Origin of the sequence: Neptuniibacter sp., assembly GCF_024231755.1 — a bacterium.
GTDB lineage: Bacteria > Pseudomonadota > Gammaproteobacteria > Pseudomonadales > Balneatricaceae > Neptuniibacter.
In genome coordinates this window covers 1-13,859 of the sequence record NZ_JAAEQH010000231.1, presented here as the reverse complement: position 1 = coordinate 13,859, position 13,859 = coordinate 1, and the positions used below count along the sequence as shown (strand labels likewise).

Below are 13,859 nucleotides of genomic sequence, written 5' to 3'. Positions count from 1 at the left end.
CAGAGCTACTTTCTGTAAATCGTTTCGATCAGATGCCAGCCGAACCGGGTTTTAACCGGGCCGTGAACTACGTGAAGAGGTTTTTTGAATACTACGTCTTCAAATGGCTTAACCATCTGCCCGCGTCGAAATTCACCGAGATCACCAAAGCGTTTCCCGGAAGGGCATAGGGAATATTTCTTGGCTAGTTTGCCAAAGTCATTACCCAGCTTAAGTCGCTTTTTCAGTCTTTCCGCTTCATCACGGGTTTTAACCAGAATATGTCGGGCGCAGGCGCGGTTTGCCATAGGGAATTCTCCAGATCTTGAAACCCAATTTTACCGCAAAAGTTGTTTTTACGCAGACAAATAAAAAGACGCTGTTTCCAGCGCCTTTAAGAAATATAACAAGAATAGAGAGTTATTCGCCCATCTGTGATTGCAGATAGTTCTGCAAGCCGATTTTTTTGATCAACCCCAGCTGCTTTTCCAGCCAGTAAGCGTGATCGTCTTCGGTATCTTCAAGAAGCTTCTCAAGAATCTCACGGCTGACATAATCCTGCTCTTCTTCACAGAGCTTGATAGCATCCTTCAGTCTCTGGGCTACTTCATATTCAACTCGCAGATCAGATTCCAGCATGGATGGCACATCGGTTCCTACCTTGAAGCCATCTCGCTTGGTCATATCTGGAATGCCTTCCAGAAACAGCATGCGTTCGATCAGTGCCGCAGCGTGGCCTTTCTCATCATCAAACTCATGATCAATACGTTCAAATAGTTTGTGCAGACCCCAATCATCGTACATGCGGGAGTGGATGAAATATTGGTCCATCGCTGCCAGCTCCATTGCCAGCAGGCCATTTAGAGCGTCGATTACACGTTGGTTGCCTTTCATGGTTTTGATCTCCACTTACATTTGGGATTGCAGGTAGTTCTGGATGCCTGAGTTGTCGATCAGGTACTGCTGGGTTTCAATCCAGTCCACATGATCTTCTTCGTACTCCAGAATATCTTCGAGCAGTTCACGGCTTACATAATCGCTGGCTGTTTCACAGTAGGCGATGGCTTCGCGTAGCAAAGTGAGTTGTTCCAGTTGAAAATCCATATCACACTGCAACATCTCTTCTGTATGTTCACCTATGCGCAGACGTCCTAGTTGCTGAAGGTTAGGTAAACCTTCCAGAAACAGAATACGTTCGATGAGATCATCTGCCTGCTTCATATCTTTAATTGATTTTTTGTAAGCCTTCCCATTTAACTCATCCAGCCCCCAGTTTTTATACATACGGGCATGAAGGAAAAACTGGTTGATGGAGGTTAGCTCACTGGTCAGTACCTTATTCAGGTAGCTGATAACTTGTTTGTCACCTTGCATGGGGGATCTCCTTTCTAGTCTTACCGCCCAGCTTATTTTTGAAGTGCGAAAAGTGTAGTGCTGAAATATGACAAAATCAAAAAAAACATCTTTTAAATCAATTGGTTGTTAAATTTAATGCGTTGGATTCTCATTCTTATTCTGTATAAATAGTAACCGGTTTTGTATGGGTATTGTGATAGCGTCATTAAATAACCAACTAAAACAGTAGGTTAAGAAAAAAGTTTGGTTAGGAGATTGAGGCTGAGGAGATTTAGTTGAAGAGGATTCAGCTGATTCGATTAATTGAGAATAATTTTCAACAAGATTCGCGTTTTGTTTGTTGCAAATATTGCTTGTGATAATTATTATCATTACCGGTTTTGTTTAGATTGGTTCTGTATAAAATGTTTGTTTGTATCTGCGAAAATATTACCTGTAGCGATGTACGTGATGCGGTTGATGACGGTGCTCGTTCCGTACGTGATCTGAATAAAGAGTTGGCTGTAGGTAGCCAGTGTGGCAAGTGTGTTTGTGTTGCCCGAAAGGTAATGAAAGAGCATCTGGCAGAATCAGATTACGATCTGGCTGTTCCGGCTTAAAGCCTTTTCTTCAAGATCTCCATCGCTCCTTGCAGCGTTTCTGCAATAGGCGCGTCTAGTTTTAGAGCCAGCAGTTCATCTGCGCGTGTTACGCCAAGATTTAGCGCGCAGATAGGCTTATGCCATTCCTTAGCTTTCTTACAAAATCGGTAGCCTGAATAGACCATGAGAGATGTCCCAACGGTCAATAGGGCATCCGCTTCTTCTAAAATATCCAACGCAGTGAAAACCGACTCCTTGGGGACATTGTCGCCAAAATAGACTACGTCGGGCTTCAGAATTCCCCCACATGCTTCGCAGTCAAGCACCGTAAAATCAGTAAAAGCTTCAGACTCTAGATTCGCATCACCATCAGGGCGGGCGCCAGCAGTCACTATTTCAAATTGTGGGTTAGCCTCAGCTGTCTGGTTGTGGATATCTCTGCGATCATAGTAGGCAGCACAACTCATGCATCTGACCTTGTCTGAACGACCGTGTAGATCGAGTACTCTTTCACTGCCGGAATGCTGGTGAAGACGATCGACATTCTGAGTAATCAGAAGTTGGATAAACCCCATCTGCTCTAATTTGCTCAATACGTAGTGAGCTGTGCTGGGTTTTGCGTCGCGCATTAATGGCCAGCCAATTAAGCTACGAGTCCAGTAACGCTGCCTGGCGTAATGGCTTTCCATGTACTCTTTATGCTGCACTGGCGCTGAGTGCATCCAGTTCCCCGACTTGTCTCTGTAGGCGGGAATGCCTGAATCGGTACTCACGCCAGCGCCGGTCAATACAACCAGCTTTGGGTGTTTGGTTATGAAGTCTGCGAGTTGTTCAGCGTGGGTCATAGAATTTTTGAGTACAAAAATTAACAGTATAAACCTTTTATGATTAGAAACCTCTGAATGCCAAAGGTGTGCGTTGGTTGTGCGTTGGAGGCGTTGTCTCTTGTGGGTATCACGCCGATTAACATACGATTCTGCATCAAAATATTATCGCGGTGAGGACACCGCTCCCACAAAACAAAAAAGCCGCGCCCTTTGCAGGACACGGCTTTTTACGTAATTCAGTGTTAATCAGATGTCTGATTCTCAAGCACCAAATTTAGCTTTTGCTTCGATACGACGACGGTGCAGAACTGGCTCAGTGTAACCGTTTGGCTGTACACAGCCTTCGATTACTAGTTCGCACGCTGCTGCGAACGCAACGCTGTCTTCGAAGTTGCCAGCCATTGGGCGGTACAGAGGATCGTTTTCGTTCTGACGATCTACTACAGCAGCCATGCGCTTAAGCGTTTCCATTACCTGCTCTTCAGAACAGATACCGTGGCGCAACCAGTTAGCGATGTGCTGGCTGGAGATACGTAGAGTTGCACGGTCTTCCATCAGACCTACATCGTTGATGTCAGGCACTTTGGAGCAACCAACGCCCTGGTCGATCCAGCGAACAACGTAACCCAGGATGCCCTGTGCGTTGTTATCCAGCTCTTCCTGAATCTCTTCAGCAGACCAGCTTGGGTTTGTTTCAACTGGTACAGTCAGAATGTCGTCCAGATTTGCGCGGTCACGTGCTTTCAGTTCGTCCTGGCGCGCAAATACGTCTACCTGGTGGTAGTGAGTTGCGTGCAGTACGGCTGCTGTTGGAGATGGAACCCATGCAGTGTTAGCACCAGACATTGGATGGCCGATCTTAGCTTCCAGCATGTTTGCCATCTGATCTGGGATTGGCCACATGCCTTTACCGATCTGTGCGCGACCCTGCAGGCCACACAGAAGACCATTGTCAACGTTCCAGTTTTCGTACGCGCCGATCCAAGAAGCGGCTTTCATGTCGCCTTTACGGATCATTGGGCCAGCTTCCATAGAAGTGTGGATCTCGTCACCAGTACGGTCCAGGAAGCCAGTGTTGATAAATACAACACGCTCTTTCGCCGCGCGGATACACTCTTTCAGGTTAACTGTAGTACGGCGCTCTTCATCCATGATACCCATTTTCATAGTGAAGCGTTCCAGACCTAGTACATCTTCGATGCGGCCGAACAGTTCGTTAGCAAACGCAACTTCTTCAGGGCCGTGCATCTTCGGCTTAACGATGTAAGTAGAGCCAGTTACAGTGTTGCTGTACTTGCCGTTACCCTTGATGTCGTGGATAGAGATCAGGGTGGTCACCATGCCGTCCATGATGCCTTCTGGTACTTCGTTACCCTCTTTGTCCAGGATCGCTTCGTTAGTCATCAGGTGACCTACGTTACGAACGAACATCAGGCTGCGGCCTTTAAGAGCCAGAGAAGAACCGTCCAGAGCAGTAAATTCACGGTCGCCATTGATAGAACGAGTGAAAGTCTTACCGCCTTTGTTTACTTCTTCAGTCAGGTCGCCTTTCATCAAACCCAACCAGTTGCGGTAGATAACTACTTTGTCATCGCCATCTACTGCTGCAACAGAATCTTCACAGTCCATGATCGCAGTCAGTGCTGCTTCCATCACGATATCTTTGATGCCAGCTGCATCGTCTTTACCGATCTGGCTGTCACGGTCTACCTGAATCTCAAAGTGCAGGCCGTTGTTTGTCAGCAGGATAGATTCCGGAGCGGACTGTTCGCCGTTGTAACCAACCAGCTTTTCAGCGTCAGCCAGCGTTGTTGTGCTGCCATCTTTCATTGCTACAGCTAGTTTGCCATCGGCAATGCTGTAACCAGTGGAATCCTTGTGAGAGCCCGCTGCCAGTGGTGCAGCCTGATCCAGGAATTCACGTGCAGCTTCGATTACTTTAGCGCCGCGTACAGGGTTAAAACTACCTGTTTTTTCTGCGCCGCCTTCTTCAGAAACAGCATCAGTACCGTACAGCGCATCGTACAGACTACCCCAGCGTGCGTTTGCAGCGTTCAGTGCAAAGCGTGCATTCATTACTGGTACTACCAGCTGTGGGCCTGCCATTGTTGCCATCTCTGGATCAACGTTTGCAGTAGATGCTTCGAAGTCATCACCTTCAGGTAGAAGGTAACCGATCTCTGTCAGGAATGCTTTGTAAGCTTCCAGATCAAATGCCTGGCCCTGACGTTCGCGGTGCCATGCATCAATTTGTTCTTGGATCGCGTCACGCTTAGCTAGAAGGTCGCGATTCTTTGGTGCCAGGTCGTGCACGATTGCGTCGAAACCAGCCCAAAACTGTTCGCTGGTTACGCCAGTGCCTGGCAGTGCTTCGTTGTTAACGAAATCGTAAAGAGCCTGTGCTACCTGCAGGCCGCCGCTCTGTACTCTTTGACTCATAATAAATGCCCCAGTTATGTTTCAGGCAGTTCAGGTGCGAGGCAACCGTGAACTGGTATTGATACTGCATTGTTGTATGCAGCTGACTTTGTGCGTTGCAACAGTAGCGTAAACGGCCCTAAAAGTCGCCCAACTCCAGCAAAAATTGCGATAAGCTGGCTTTATAGTTGGTATAAGTCACACGAATGTGTGCTCGGAATAGGCTACATTTAAAGGTATCAGAGCAATGGCTGGAGTCGTTATGCCTGCGTTTGATCGAGAGTTTTTGGTGCAAGGGTTACCACTCTATTTGGATGCTTCCGTTGGGATTCCCAGTGAAAGTGTGCGTTCTTATCTGCGCTTATATCATCTACTGGATCTGGCTGAGCGCGCGGAATATCGCATAGGTCGTATTGATCTGGATGAAGTGTGGATCACGATGCAGTCCTTCTTTCTCAAACCTGGAGAAAATTGCAGAGGGACCGTGATTGTGTTGCATGGTTATATGGATCACATGGGGTTGTATCAGCATCTGATTAACGATCTTCTGTCTTCAGGCTTTAATGTGCTCTGTTATGACCTGAGCGGCCATGGTCTATCTGATGGGGACCCGTTACATGTGGATGATTTTCATCACTATGCAACACAGCTTTCAGAAGTGATGAGTCGCTTTGATCAGGAGCTTAACTATCCGGTGCATTTGATAGGACAGAGCACAGGGGCGGCTGTGGTGATGGCGCACCAGCTGCTGTTTACAGATAAGCAGATTCCGAGTTTAGGTGAGCGAATATTGCTGGCGCCGTTAGTCAGGCCTTCAATGTGGCGCTCGATACAGCGTCGTTATCGCTGGCTTAAATATGTTTTACGCCGTGTGCCGCGTAAATATGGTCAGAACTCCCATGATAAATCCTTTATGCATTTTGTTGCTGAGCATGATCTGCTGCAGCATAGAGAGATACCCGTGAGCTGGATCGGGGCGATGTTAGCTTGGGGTAATTGGATAGAAAGTCATAAACCGGTACCCGGGCGTATCCATATGATTCAGGGCACAAATGATGGAACAGTTGACTGGCACCATAATATGGCGGTGTTGGGCCGGTTGTATCCAGAGTTGGAGATGACTTTAGTGGATGATGCCAAGCACCATCTGGTGAATGAGTCACCAGAATACAGGGATCAGGTGTTTAACCAGATTCAAAAGATTTTTATGGAATGGGAAAAAGACTTTGCCCAGAAATAACAAACCCCAGAAAAACTGGGGTTTGCCTAAAGCCAGGAGGACAGATTTAAATCTGTCCTCTAAAAAGCAGCTTAGAACAGGCGACGGCAGCGGATAGTGCCTTCGATCTGTTTTAGGTTCTCAAGTGCAACTGTAGAGCAGTCTGCATCTACATCAACCACTACATAACCAACTTTTTCATTGGTCTGCAGGTACTGGCCGCTGATATTAATGCTGTTTTCAGAGAACACATTGTTGATCGCAGACATTACACCCGGCACATTGTTGTGAACGTGCAGCAGGCGGTGAACATTCGGATGCTCTGGCAGTGCAACTTCTGGGAAGTTAACAGAAGTGATAGAGGAACCGTTGTCACTGTACTTGATCAGTTTCTCAGATACTTCGTAACCGATGTTTTCCTGAGCTTCCATTGTGGAACCACCTACGTGAGGTGTCAGGATAACGTTGTCGTATTCACGCAGCGGAGAGATAAACTCGTCATTATTAGTACGTGGTTCAACAGGGAACACGTCAACAGCAGCGCCCAACAGGCGACCAGAATCCAGTGCTTTACATAGCTCGTCGATTACCACAACCGTGCCGCGAGCAGCGTTCAGGAAGATGGAGCCCTGTTTCATCTCATTGAACTGAGCTTCGCCCATCATATCTTTAGTCGATGGAGTTTCCGGAACGTGTAGAGAAACGATATCACTCATGTTAAGCAGCTCTTTCAAAGAGCCAACCTGAGTTGCGTTACCCAGAGGTAGCTTGGTAACTACATCGTAGAAGTAAACGTCCATACCCAGAGCTTCAGCGATAACACTCAACTGAGAACCGATGCTACCGTAACCTACAATACCCAGCTTTTTGCCACGGATTTCGTAAGAGTTCTTAGCTGATTTCTGCCATTCACCACGGTGTGCCTTAGCATTTTTCTCAGCAACACCACGTAGCAGCAGGATCGCTTCAGCAATTACCAGCTCAGCAACAGAACGAGTATTGGAGAATGGAGCGTTAAATACCGCAACACCACGCATGGTTGCTGCTTCTAGGTTCACCTGGTTGGTACCGATACAGAAGCAACCAACAGCAACCAGTTTCTCAGCGGCTTCAAAAACTTCTGGAGTCAGCTGAGTGCGGGAACGAATACCGATGAAGTGAACATCTTTCACACGCTCGATCAGTTCCTCTTCCGGCAGGGAGCCAGTCAGGAATTCAATGTTGGTGTAACCATTCTGATTAAAAGTGTCCACCGCAGACTGGTGAACGCCTTCCAGCAACAAAATCTTGATTTTGCTTTTATCAAGAGAGGTTGTTTGACTCATGGTGTGCAGCTCTTTATTTGCGTGACCTTTATTCCGTAGGGCATAAATACCGCTAAGGGAATGTCACAGGATTAATCGCTAAAAAATGAAAGCGCGAATATTAGCACATGGAAAGTTGAAAAGGATGAATGTTCAGCCTGAAATGGCGGAAAAATATTCAATTTGAGTTGAGATAGATTGGATTTGAATTTCGGGGACAGGATTGATCCTGTCCCCACAGCACAATACGGGATGTATTAGCCGTAGAAGCACAGATAAGCTGTCGCCTGTTCAACCTTCAGCTGAAAGCTCTGATTAGCTGCAACTTTAAACTCAGTACCTGTTGGGAAAGACTGAAATTCATCGCTGCCTGGCAGTTTAACGATCAGTTCGCCGCTAACTACTTTCATCAGCTCGTCTTCGCTGGTGCCGAATTCATATTCGCCTGGAGCCATCACACCAGAAGTTACTTTGCCTTCGCTGTTCTCGAAGCCGATGGATTTTACTTTACCGTCGAAGTATTCGTTTACGTTCAACATAATATGGGTCTCCTGAAATTTGCGCGAATCATAGAGATAAAAGCAGATCGCTGCAAGTTGTCAGTTTATCCCTGTTCTTTGCAGCTATGTTCTAGTACAAAATCGACAAAAGTTTGGTTGGCTTGGGAGAGATACCCCTCTTTTCGCCAGGCGATGGATAGGTCAAGCCAGACCGGATTGGTAAAGGGGCGGGCGATCAGATCGGGCTCGTCACGGATCACCATCTCCATCAGGGTCGAGATAGCGAAACCCTGCTTGACGATGGATTTGATAAGTGGAATCAGATTGGTCTCAAAGCTGATATTAGGCGTTATACCTGCTTCAGCTGAGAGACGATCGACAACATTACGATGAAAGTAGCCGCTGTTAAACATGACGAGTTCTTCAGCAAAAAGCTGTTCGTATTGAATGCTATCAAGTGCGGCAAACGGATGATCTTTGGGGCTGATCACCATCATCTGTTCACGTAGAAACACTCTGGACTGCAAGGTGCTTGAATCCGGCATCCATTGATCAACCACTACCGCGAGATCCAGTTCTCCTTTTTCTAGTAGTTCCTGCAGTTTTCCTGCGCCCCCATCAATCACTGTGAGCGTCAGTTGAGGATAACGATCGCGAAAAGCCATTAGTATTGGCGGGAAGTAATAAGAACCCAGCATACTGGGGATACCTACACGGACTTCACCTTTCAATAGACCTTTAAGCTCCTGCATTTCTAGCAAAGCATCTTCGCTGGCCTGGATGATCCTGCAGGCGTGTCTATATAAATGATGTCCTTCGTCGGTAAGGCTGACCTTGCGATCTTTACGGTGGAGCAGGGTCAGTTCTAGTTCTTCTTCGAGTTTACGTATTGCCATGCTGATAGCGGGTTGGGCTATATACAGTTGCTGAGCCGCTTTGGTAAAGCTGCTGAGATCGGCAACGGTTTTGAAGTAGCGCAGATGTTTGATATCCATGTATAAGATTTTCTTATGTAAAGCATAAAAAGTATATATTTTAATGATTATTCTGTGTTTGCTATCTTTCCTGCATTCATTCACAGGGGGAAGGTCATGATTGAGAGTAATACTCCGCAATTCAGAAAGGCGACTCTGGCGCTATGTCTGGGTGCATTTATGATCTTTGCCAATGCCTATATCCCCCAGCCGTTACTACCGATGCTTGCAGCACAATTTCAGATCAGCCCTCTGGAGGCAGGTTTGAGCGTTACCATCACAACTCTGACCCTGGGTTTGTCTCTGCTTCTGTTTGGACCACTGTCTGATGCGATCGGTCGCAATCTTTTGATGGTTTGCACTATGTGTGGGGTGATGTTTTGTACTTTTTCCCTATCGCTAGTCGAGAGTTACAGTCAGTTGCTTTTTCTTCGAGCGCTACAAGGCTTTTTCCTGGCAGGTTTGCCTGCTATCGCCATCGCTTATATGGGTGATGAGTTCAGTAGGAGTGCGCTTGTATCTGCTGTGGGTATCTATATTGGAGCTAATACACTGGGAGGGATTGGTGGTCGCCTGATAGGAGGTTTCATCGGTGATTGGTTTGGTTGGCAGGAAGCTTTTCTATGTATGAGTCTGGTTAGTTTTATCTGTCTTAGTCTGTTTGTCTGGTTATTGCCTGCGTCGGAGAACTTTAACTCTAAACCTTTAACTCCCAGCAAAATGTTTTCTGATATGGCGGGTCATCTGCGCAACCCGCTGTTGTTACTGGCTTACCTTGTCGGTGGTTTTAACTTCTTTATCTTTATCAACCAGTACAGCTACGCCACTTTTATGTTGGCAGATGCGCCTTATAACCTGTCAGCCAGTTTGCTTGGAATGTTGTTTCTGACCTATTTAAGTGGGACTGTTGGCTCTTTTGTTTCGGGACGTTTTGCTGCAGTTATGCCGCAACCACTGATTATTGCAGGCGGTGTTATCTGCTTGATGCTGGGATCATTGCTGACACTTCAGGGCAGTGTATTGGCTATTTTGTCAGGTTTTCTTCTGAATGCCTTCGGCCTCTTCGTTGCACACTCCAGTGTCAGTAGCTGGGTAAGCCATAACGCCATTCATGCTAAAGCAACGGCTTCTTCCATCTATCTGGTCTTCTATTATCTGGGGGCAAGTACCGGTGGTTTATACCTTGATCCCTTCTGGCATTGGATGGCCTGGGATGGCGTGGTCGTTGGATCGTTGCTTATCTTAGCTATCACTCTCTTGTTGTCTCTCGTTTTGCATTTCAAGACGCGCGCTATACTGGCTCAACAAATCTGCACAGGGTAACATCGTTACTAACTATCAAATCGAGGAGTAGAGATGAGCTATCAACATCGTTATCTGGATGGAACTGAAGCGCAACTGCCTTTGGGTAAGATTATTTGTGTTGGCCGAAACTATGCTGACCATGCCGCAGAATTGAATAATCCTATTCCAACAGAGCCGATGTTGTTTATCAAACCTGCCAGCAGTGTTGTTGATATGTCTGAGCCATTTGCTATTCCTCAAGGAATGGGTAGCGTTCATTTTGAAACTGAAATGTCTGTTCTGATTGGTTCTGAGTTGTGTAAAGCCTCAGAAGAGGAAGCTAAAGCGGCTATCGTTGGTGTTGGTTTGGGGCTAGATCTGACCTTGCGAGATCTGCAGGGGAAACTGAAGGATAAAGGTCATCCGTGGGAAAAGGCCAAAGCGTTTGATGGTTCCTGCCCTCTTTCTGTTTTTGCTAAAGCGGAGTCTGTTCCTGATCTGCAGGATGTAGAGATTAAACTAACGGTAAATGGTGAAACACGTCAGCATGGTAATAGCTCGCATATGTTGAATCAGGTTCTGCCTCTCATCAGCTATACCAGCCAATTCTTTACCCTTATGCCAGGGGATGTGATTCTAACGGGAACTCCAGCAGGGGTTGGCCCGATTCAGCCGGGTGATCAATTGCAGGTTGATCTGGCTGATTTGATCTCGGTTACTACTCAGGCTCAGTAAGCTCTGTGACGTTTAAAGCTTTTGTTACGGCGCTATTTTTTACCTTTGTTTCGGCTTCCTCCTTAGCTGATGATATTCATTGGCATAAGCCCGAATTTATTGAGAGGGCTTTTGTCGAGATCGCTTTACGTAATGAATATACCCGACAGGGTAACTTTGTGCGGAAGTGGAAGAAACCGATCAAAATCTGGTTGGATCATCAGGTTGCAGATCAGCAGATGCATACTGATCTGGTACGGATGCATATTGAACATCTTACGCAGATTACCGGTCATCCTATTCAATTGGTCAGCAGTGAAAGCCAAGCCAATCTCAAGATAGTTTTTACTCGTCAGGTCGATTGGAAAAGGCAAGTAGGCAGGTTGTTTGGTAAAAAGGCGGAATCGGTAGCGCACAATGCTGTGTGTATGGCGAATTTTCGTGTTAACGGGCGCTACGAGATCTTGAGTGCAGGGGTCATTATTCCTGTTGATCAGGCACGTATGCATGGAAAACTAGTGACCTGCATTGTCGAAGAGATTACTCAGGTTCTTGGCTTGCCAAATGATTCTGAAAAAGTTTATCCCTCAATTTTTAATGACAGGACCCCCGAGCATCTGCTTTCTGGTCTGGATTATCTGTTGCTGAAAACCCTCTACCAGCCTGAGATTAAAGTGGGGATGACTGAGAGTCAGGCCCGGCCTGTACTTAGAAAAGTTATTCGAAAATGGCAATCTCAAGGTACAATTCGCGACGCCGCCCGCGAAGTTAGACGCGGTGAACTTTATCCTCTACTCGGTTACTGAGGTTTTACATGCTTTGGGTTAAAACGTTCCATATTTTAGCGATGACCAGTTGGATGGCAGGAATCTTCTACCTGCCACGTATCTTTGTGCATTATGTTGAAGGCCGGGAGGCTGGGCAGGATGTGGCTCGCCTAGAGATAATGGCGGGTAAGCTGTACGGCTTTATGACCATTATGGCGGTGTTTACCTTAGGGCTTGGATTGTGGCTCTGGTTTGGATACGGCTTCAGTGGTGGCTGGTTACATGCCAAGCTTACTTTCGTAGCTCTGCTGATCGGTTACCACTTCTGGTGTAAGTCTTATCTGAACAAAATGCGTGCAGGGACGTTGGACAGGAGTGGGCGTTATTTCCGTCTCTTTAACGAGCTGCCACTGTTGATCTTTATTCCGATTCTGATCTTTGTGGTGGTTAAGCCGTTTTAGATGGAATATTTCAGGGGCAGGTTTTAAACCTATCCCCGATAAGACCGAGGCCTTTAGTTAGCTTTAGCGGAGATACGGGCAGCCAGTCGTTCCACCCGTGATCTTAAACTATCCACTTCTGCATAAAACGCGTCCGCTTCCGGTCGGGTAGGTACCAGACGAGCTTCTTCTTTTACATACTCGCCAAAGTTGTGTAGCAGGCTACTAGCGCTGTTTTTATACCACTGTGCTTTCCAGACTGCGTACATTGCCACCTGATGTGCAGGAAGGTCGCCGATTATATCTCCTAACATTGCTTCCCAGTCGATCTGAGCATCAGCCAGAATCTCCTGCAGGCGTGTCGCCAGAGCGCTATCGCCGCTTATCTGAATGGTTTTGCCAAACATCGCATCCACTTTATCTTTGCTACTGATAAGGGTGGCAAAATCAACAATAGAACCACTCAGAATTGCATCCGGCTCATCGTTATACACGGATTGGATCTGTAGTCCGTCGGCATTAGGTAGCAGATAGAGATTCAGTTGTGGGAAGGTCAGTTCAATGGCTATTACTTTGCCGCTAAGGCGCTCAAGATGCTGAAGTGTTACCGGATCACGCTTGAGAAGCTGATTGCACACTTCTTCAGTAGTCGTAAACAGGGTTGCCTGCAACATCTCGATCATTTGGGGTACCGTTTAAAGCTGATTAACGTTTACGGTTTGATACCAGTATGCAGGGCTACAATGCCACCAGTCATGTTCTGGTATTTGCAGTTACTCAGTCCTGCTTGCTGCATCATGCCTTTCAGGGTTTCCTGATCAGGGTGCATACGGATCGATTCAGCCAGATAACGGTAGCTTTCAGCATCGCCAGCGATAGCAGAACCCATCTGTGGCAGGATGTTGAAAGAGTAGAAATCGTAAGCTTTGGTCAATAGCGGGTTGTTGGTCTTGGAAAATTCTAGAACCATTAGCTTGCCACCCGGTTTCAGTACGCGTGCCATTGAACGCAGAGCAGCATCTTTGTCTGTAACGTTACGCAGACCAAAGGCGATGGTGATAACATCAAAGGTGTTGTCAGGGAAAGGCAGGCATTCAGCATTGGCCTGAACAAATTCCACATTACCGGTTACGCCTTTATCCATCAGTTTGTCGCGACCCACTTTCAGCATGGAGTCGTTGATATCTGCTAGAACAACTTTGCCAGTTGGGCCTACTAGGCGAGAGAAGCGCATGGTCAGGTCACCGGTGCCGCCGGCTATATCCAGAACGGTATTACCCGTGCGAACACCGCTTTGTTCAATAGTGATGCGTTTCCATAGACGGTGAACACCACCGGACATCAAGTCATTCATCAGATCGTATTTGCCAGCAACGCTGTGGAAAACATCAGCGACGCGCTTCACTTTGTCCTCTTTACGGACATCTTCGTAACCAAAGTGAGTGGTGTCGTTATTGTGCTGGTCAGCCATATCCGGGTGTCCTGATTTCTGTTCT

The 13,859-nt window shown here is 46.9% G+C and carries 16 protein-coding genes; 6 read left to right on the top strand and 10 right to left on the bottom strand.

Translation table 11 applies throughout. The features are described from left to right. Positions 1-5 precede the first annotated feature (5 nt). The 3 genes from GY843_RS11905 to bfr (GY843_RS11895) all read right to left on the bottom strand — a co-directional run bounded on the left by GY843_RS11905 (position 6) and on the right by bfr (GY843_RS11895) (position 1,353). The gene (locus tag GY843_RS11905) at positions 6-287 is read right to left on the bottom strand and encodes a peptidylprolyl isomerase (protein ID WP_297309876.1); all 282 of its coding nucleotides are present in this window, start codon (positions 285-287) and stop codon (positions 6-8) included. A 112-nt stretch (positions 288-399) separates the two neighbouring features. Beyond that, positions 400-873, bottom strand: a complete 474-nt coding sequence (gene bfr / locus GY843_RS11900; protein WP_297309874.1) for a bacterioferritin — start codon at positions 871-873, stop codon at positions 400-402. Positions 874-888: 15 nt separating this feature from the next. Beyond that, positions 889-1,353, bottom strand: a complete 465-nt coding sequence (bfr, locus tag GY843_RS11895; protein ID WP_297309872.1) for a bacterioferritin — start codon at positions 1,351-1,353, stop codon at positions 889-891. 386 nt (positions 1,354-1,739) lie between these two features. Here bfr (GY843_RS11895) and GY843_RS11890 point away from each other — a divergent pair, with 386 nt between their 5' ends. Next, complete coding sequence (locus GY843_RS11890) at positions 1,740-1,934, top strand: (2Fe-2S)-binding protein (protein ID WP_297309870.1); 195 nt, start codon at positions 1,740-1,742, stop codon at positions 1,932-1,934. Here GY843_RS11890 and GY843_RS11885 read toward each other — a convergent pair. Together GY843_RS11885 and GY843_RS11880 are read right to left on the bottom strand one after the other, a co-directional pair. Then, the gene (locus tag GY843_RS11885) at positions 1,931-2,761 is read right to left on the bottom strand and encodes an NAD-dependent protein deacetylase (RefSeq protein ID WP_297309868.1); all 831 of its coding nucleotides are present in this window, start codon (positions 2,759-2,761) and stop codon (positions 1,931-1,933) included. The two genes, GY843_RS11890 and GY843_RS11885, sit on opposite strands and share 4 nt — an antisense overlap. A 243-nt stretch (positions 2,762-3,004) precedes the next feature. Beyond that, on the bottom strand, positions 3,005-5,182 hold the full coding sequence (locus tag GY843_RS11880) for a malate synthase G (RefSeq protein ID WP_297309866.1): 2,178 nt from the start codon (positions 5,180-5,182) through the stop codon (positions 3,005-3,007). A gap of 226 nt (positions 5,183-5,408) precedes the next feature. Between GY843_RS11880 and GY843_RS11875 the strand changes: the two genes are divergently transcribed. Further along, a complete protein-coding gene (locus tag GY843_RS11875; RefSeq protein ID WP_297309864.1) occupies positions 5,409-6,401 on the top strand; it encodes an alpha/beta hydrolase in 993 nt (330 codons plus the stop codon). Positions 6,402-6,472: 71 nt separating this feature from the next. Here the strand turns inward: GY843_RS11875 and serA are convergent, their stop codons facing one another. The 3 genes from serA to GY843_RS11860 all read right to left on the bottom strand — a co-directional run bounded on the left by serA (position 6,473) and on the right by GY843_RS11860 (position 9,179). After that, on the bottom strand, positions 6,473-7,705 hold the full coding sequence (serA, locus tag GY843_RS11870; protein ID WP_297309862.1) for a phosphoglycerate dehydrogenase: 1,233 nt from the start codon (positions 7,703-7,705) through the stop codon (positions 6,473-6,475). A 236-nt stretch (positions 7,706-7,941) separates the two neighbouring features. After that, positions 7,942-8,223 (bottom strand): pyrimidine/purine nucleoside phosphorylase, encoded by a 282-nt coding sequence (locus tag GY843_RS11865; RefSeq protein ID WP_297309860.1) that lies wholly within the window; start codon positions 8,221-8,223, stop codon positions 7,942-7,944. Positions 8,224-8,288: 65 nt separating this feature from the next. Next, complete coding sequence (locus GY843_RS11860; protein ID WP_297309857.1) at positions 8,289-9,179, bottom strand: LysR family transcriptional regulator; 891 nt, start codon at positions 9,177-9,179, stop codon at positions 8,289-8,291. Between the two features lie 96 nt (positions 9,180-9,275). On the opposite strand from GY843_RS11860, the gene GY843_RS11855 reads away from it, so the two are divergent. From GY843_RS11855 to GY843_RS11840, 4 genes are read left to right on the top strand one after another with little or no spacing between them, the layout of a single operon-like run. Further along, positions 9,276-10,481, top strand: a complete 1,206-nt coding sequence (locus GY843_RS11855; RefSeq protein WP_297309855.1) for an MFS transporter — start codon at positions 9,276-9,278, stop codon at positions 10,479-10,481. A gap of 33 nt (positions 10,482-10,514) precedes the next feature. Next, a complete protein-coding gene (locus GY843_RS11850) occupies positions 10,515-11,177 on the top strand; it encodes a fumarylacetoacetate hydrolase family protein (RefSeq protein WP_297309853.1) in 663 nt (220 codons plus the stop codon). Positions 11,178-11,182: 5 nt separating this feature from the next. After that, complete coding sequence (locus GY843_RS11845; RefSeq protein ID WP_297309851.1) at positions 11,183-11,962, top strand: DUF2927 domain-containing protein; 780 nt, start codon at positions 11,183-11,185, stop codon at positions 11,960-11,962. An 8-nt stretch (positions 11,963-11,970) separates the two neighbouring features. Beyond that, positions 11,971-12,384 carry a CopD family protein gene (locus GY843_RS11840; protein WP_297309849.1) on the top strand — a complete coding sequence of 138 codons (414 nt, stop codon included), beginning with the start codon at positions 11,971-11,973 and terminating at the stop codon, positions 12,382-12,384. Between the two features lie 53 nt (positions 12,385-12,437). Here the strand turns inward: GY843_RS11840 and GY843_RS11835 are convergent, their stop codons facing one another. After that, the gene (locus GY843_RS11835; protein WP_297309847.1) at positions 12,438-13,046 is read right to left on the bottom strand and encodes an SCP2 sterol-binding domain-containing protein; all 609 of its coding nucleotides are present in this window, start codon (positions 13,044-13,046) and stop codon (positions 12,438-12,440) included. Between the two features lie 29 nt (positions 13,047-13,075). Further along, positions 13,076-13,834: a bifunctional demethylmenaquinone methyltransferase/2-methoxy-6-polyprenyl-1,4-benzoquinol methylase UbiE gene (gene ubiE, locus GY843_RS11830; protein WP_297309905.1), complete on the bottom strand. Its 759-nt coding sequence runs from the start codon at positions 13,832-13,834 to the stop codon at positions 13,076-13,078. Between the last annotated feature and the right edge of the window lie 25 nt (positions 13,835-13,859).

Coding starts and splice junctions, on each gene's coding strand:
- GY843_RS11905 (WP_297309876.1), bottom strand. CDS start 287: ATGGCAAACCGCGCCTGCGCCCGACATATTCTGGTTAAAACCCGTGAT.
- bfr (WP_297309874.1), bottom strand. CDS start 873: ATGAAAGGCAACCAACGTGTAATCGACGCTCTAAATGGCCTGCTGGCA.
- bfr (WP_297309872.1), bottom strand. CDS start 1,353: ATGCAAGGTGACAAACAAGTTATCAGCTACCTGAATAAGGTACTGACC.
- GY843_RS11890 (WP_297309870.1), top strand. CDS start 1,740: ATGTTTGTTTGTATCTGCGAAAATATTACCTGTAGCGATGTACGTGAT.
- GY843_RS11885 (WP_297309868.1), bottom strand. CDS start 2,761: ATGACCCACGCTGAACAACTCGCAGACTTCATAACCAAACACCCAAAG.
- GY843_RS11880 (WP_297309866.1), bottom strand. CDS start 5,182: ATGAGTCAAAGAGTACAGAGCGGCGGCCTGCAGGTAGCACAGGCTCTT.
- GY843_RS11875 (WP_297309864.1), top strand. CDS start 5,409: ATGGCTGGAGTCGTTATGCCTGCGTTTGATCGAGAGTTTTTGGTGCAA.
- serA (WP_297309862.1), bottom strand. CDS start 7,705: ATGAGTCAAACAACCTCTCTTGATAAAAGCAAAATCAAGATTTTGTTG.
- GY843_RS11865 (WP_297309860.1), bottom strand. CDS start 8,223: ATGTTGAACGTAAACGAATACTTCGACGGTAAAGTAAAATCCATCGGC.
- GY843_RS11860 (WP_297309857.1), bottom strand. CDS start 9,179: ATGGATATCAAACATCTGCGCTACTTCAAAACCGTTGCCGATCTCAGC.
- GY843_RS11855 (WP_297309855.1), top strand. CDS start 9,276: ATGATTGAGAGTAATACTCCGCAATTCAGAAAGGCGACTCTGGCGCTA.
- GY843_RS11850 (WP_297309853.1), top strand. CDS start 10,515: ATGAGCTATCAACATCGTTATCTGGATGGAACTGAAGCGCAACTGCCT.
- GY843_RS11840 (WP_297309849.1), top strand. CDS start 11,971: ATGCTTTGGGTTAAAACGTTCCATATTTTAGCGATGACCAGTTGGATG.
- GY843_RS11835 (WP_297309847.1), bottom strand. CDS start 13,046: ATGATCGAGATGTTGCAGGCAACCCTGTTTACGACTACTGAAGAAGTG.
- ubiE (WP_297309905.1), bottom strand. CDS start 13,834: ATGGCTGACCAGCACAATAACGACACCACTCACTTTGGTTACGAAGAT.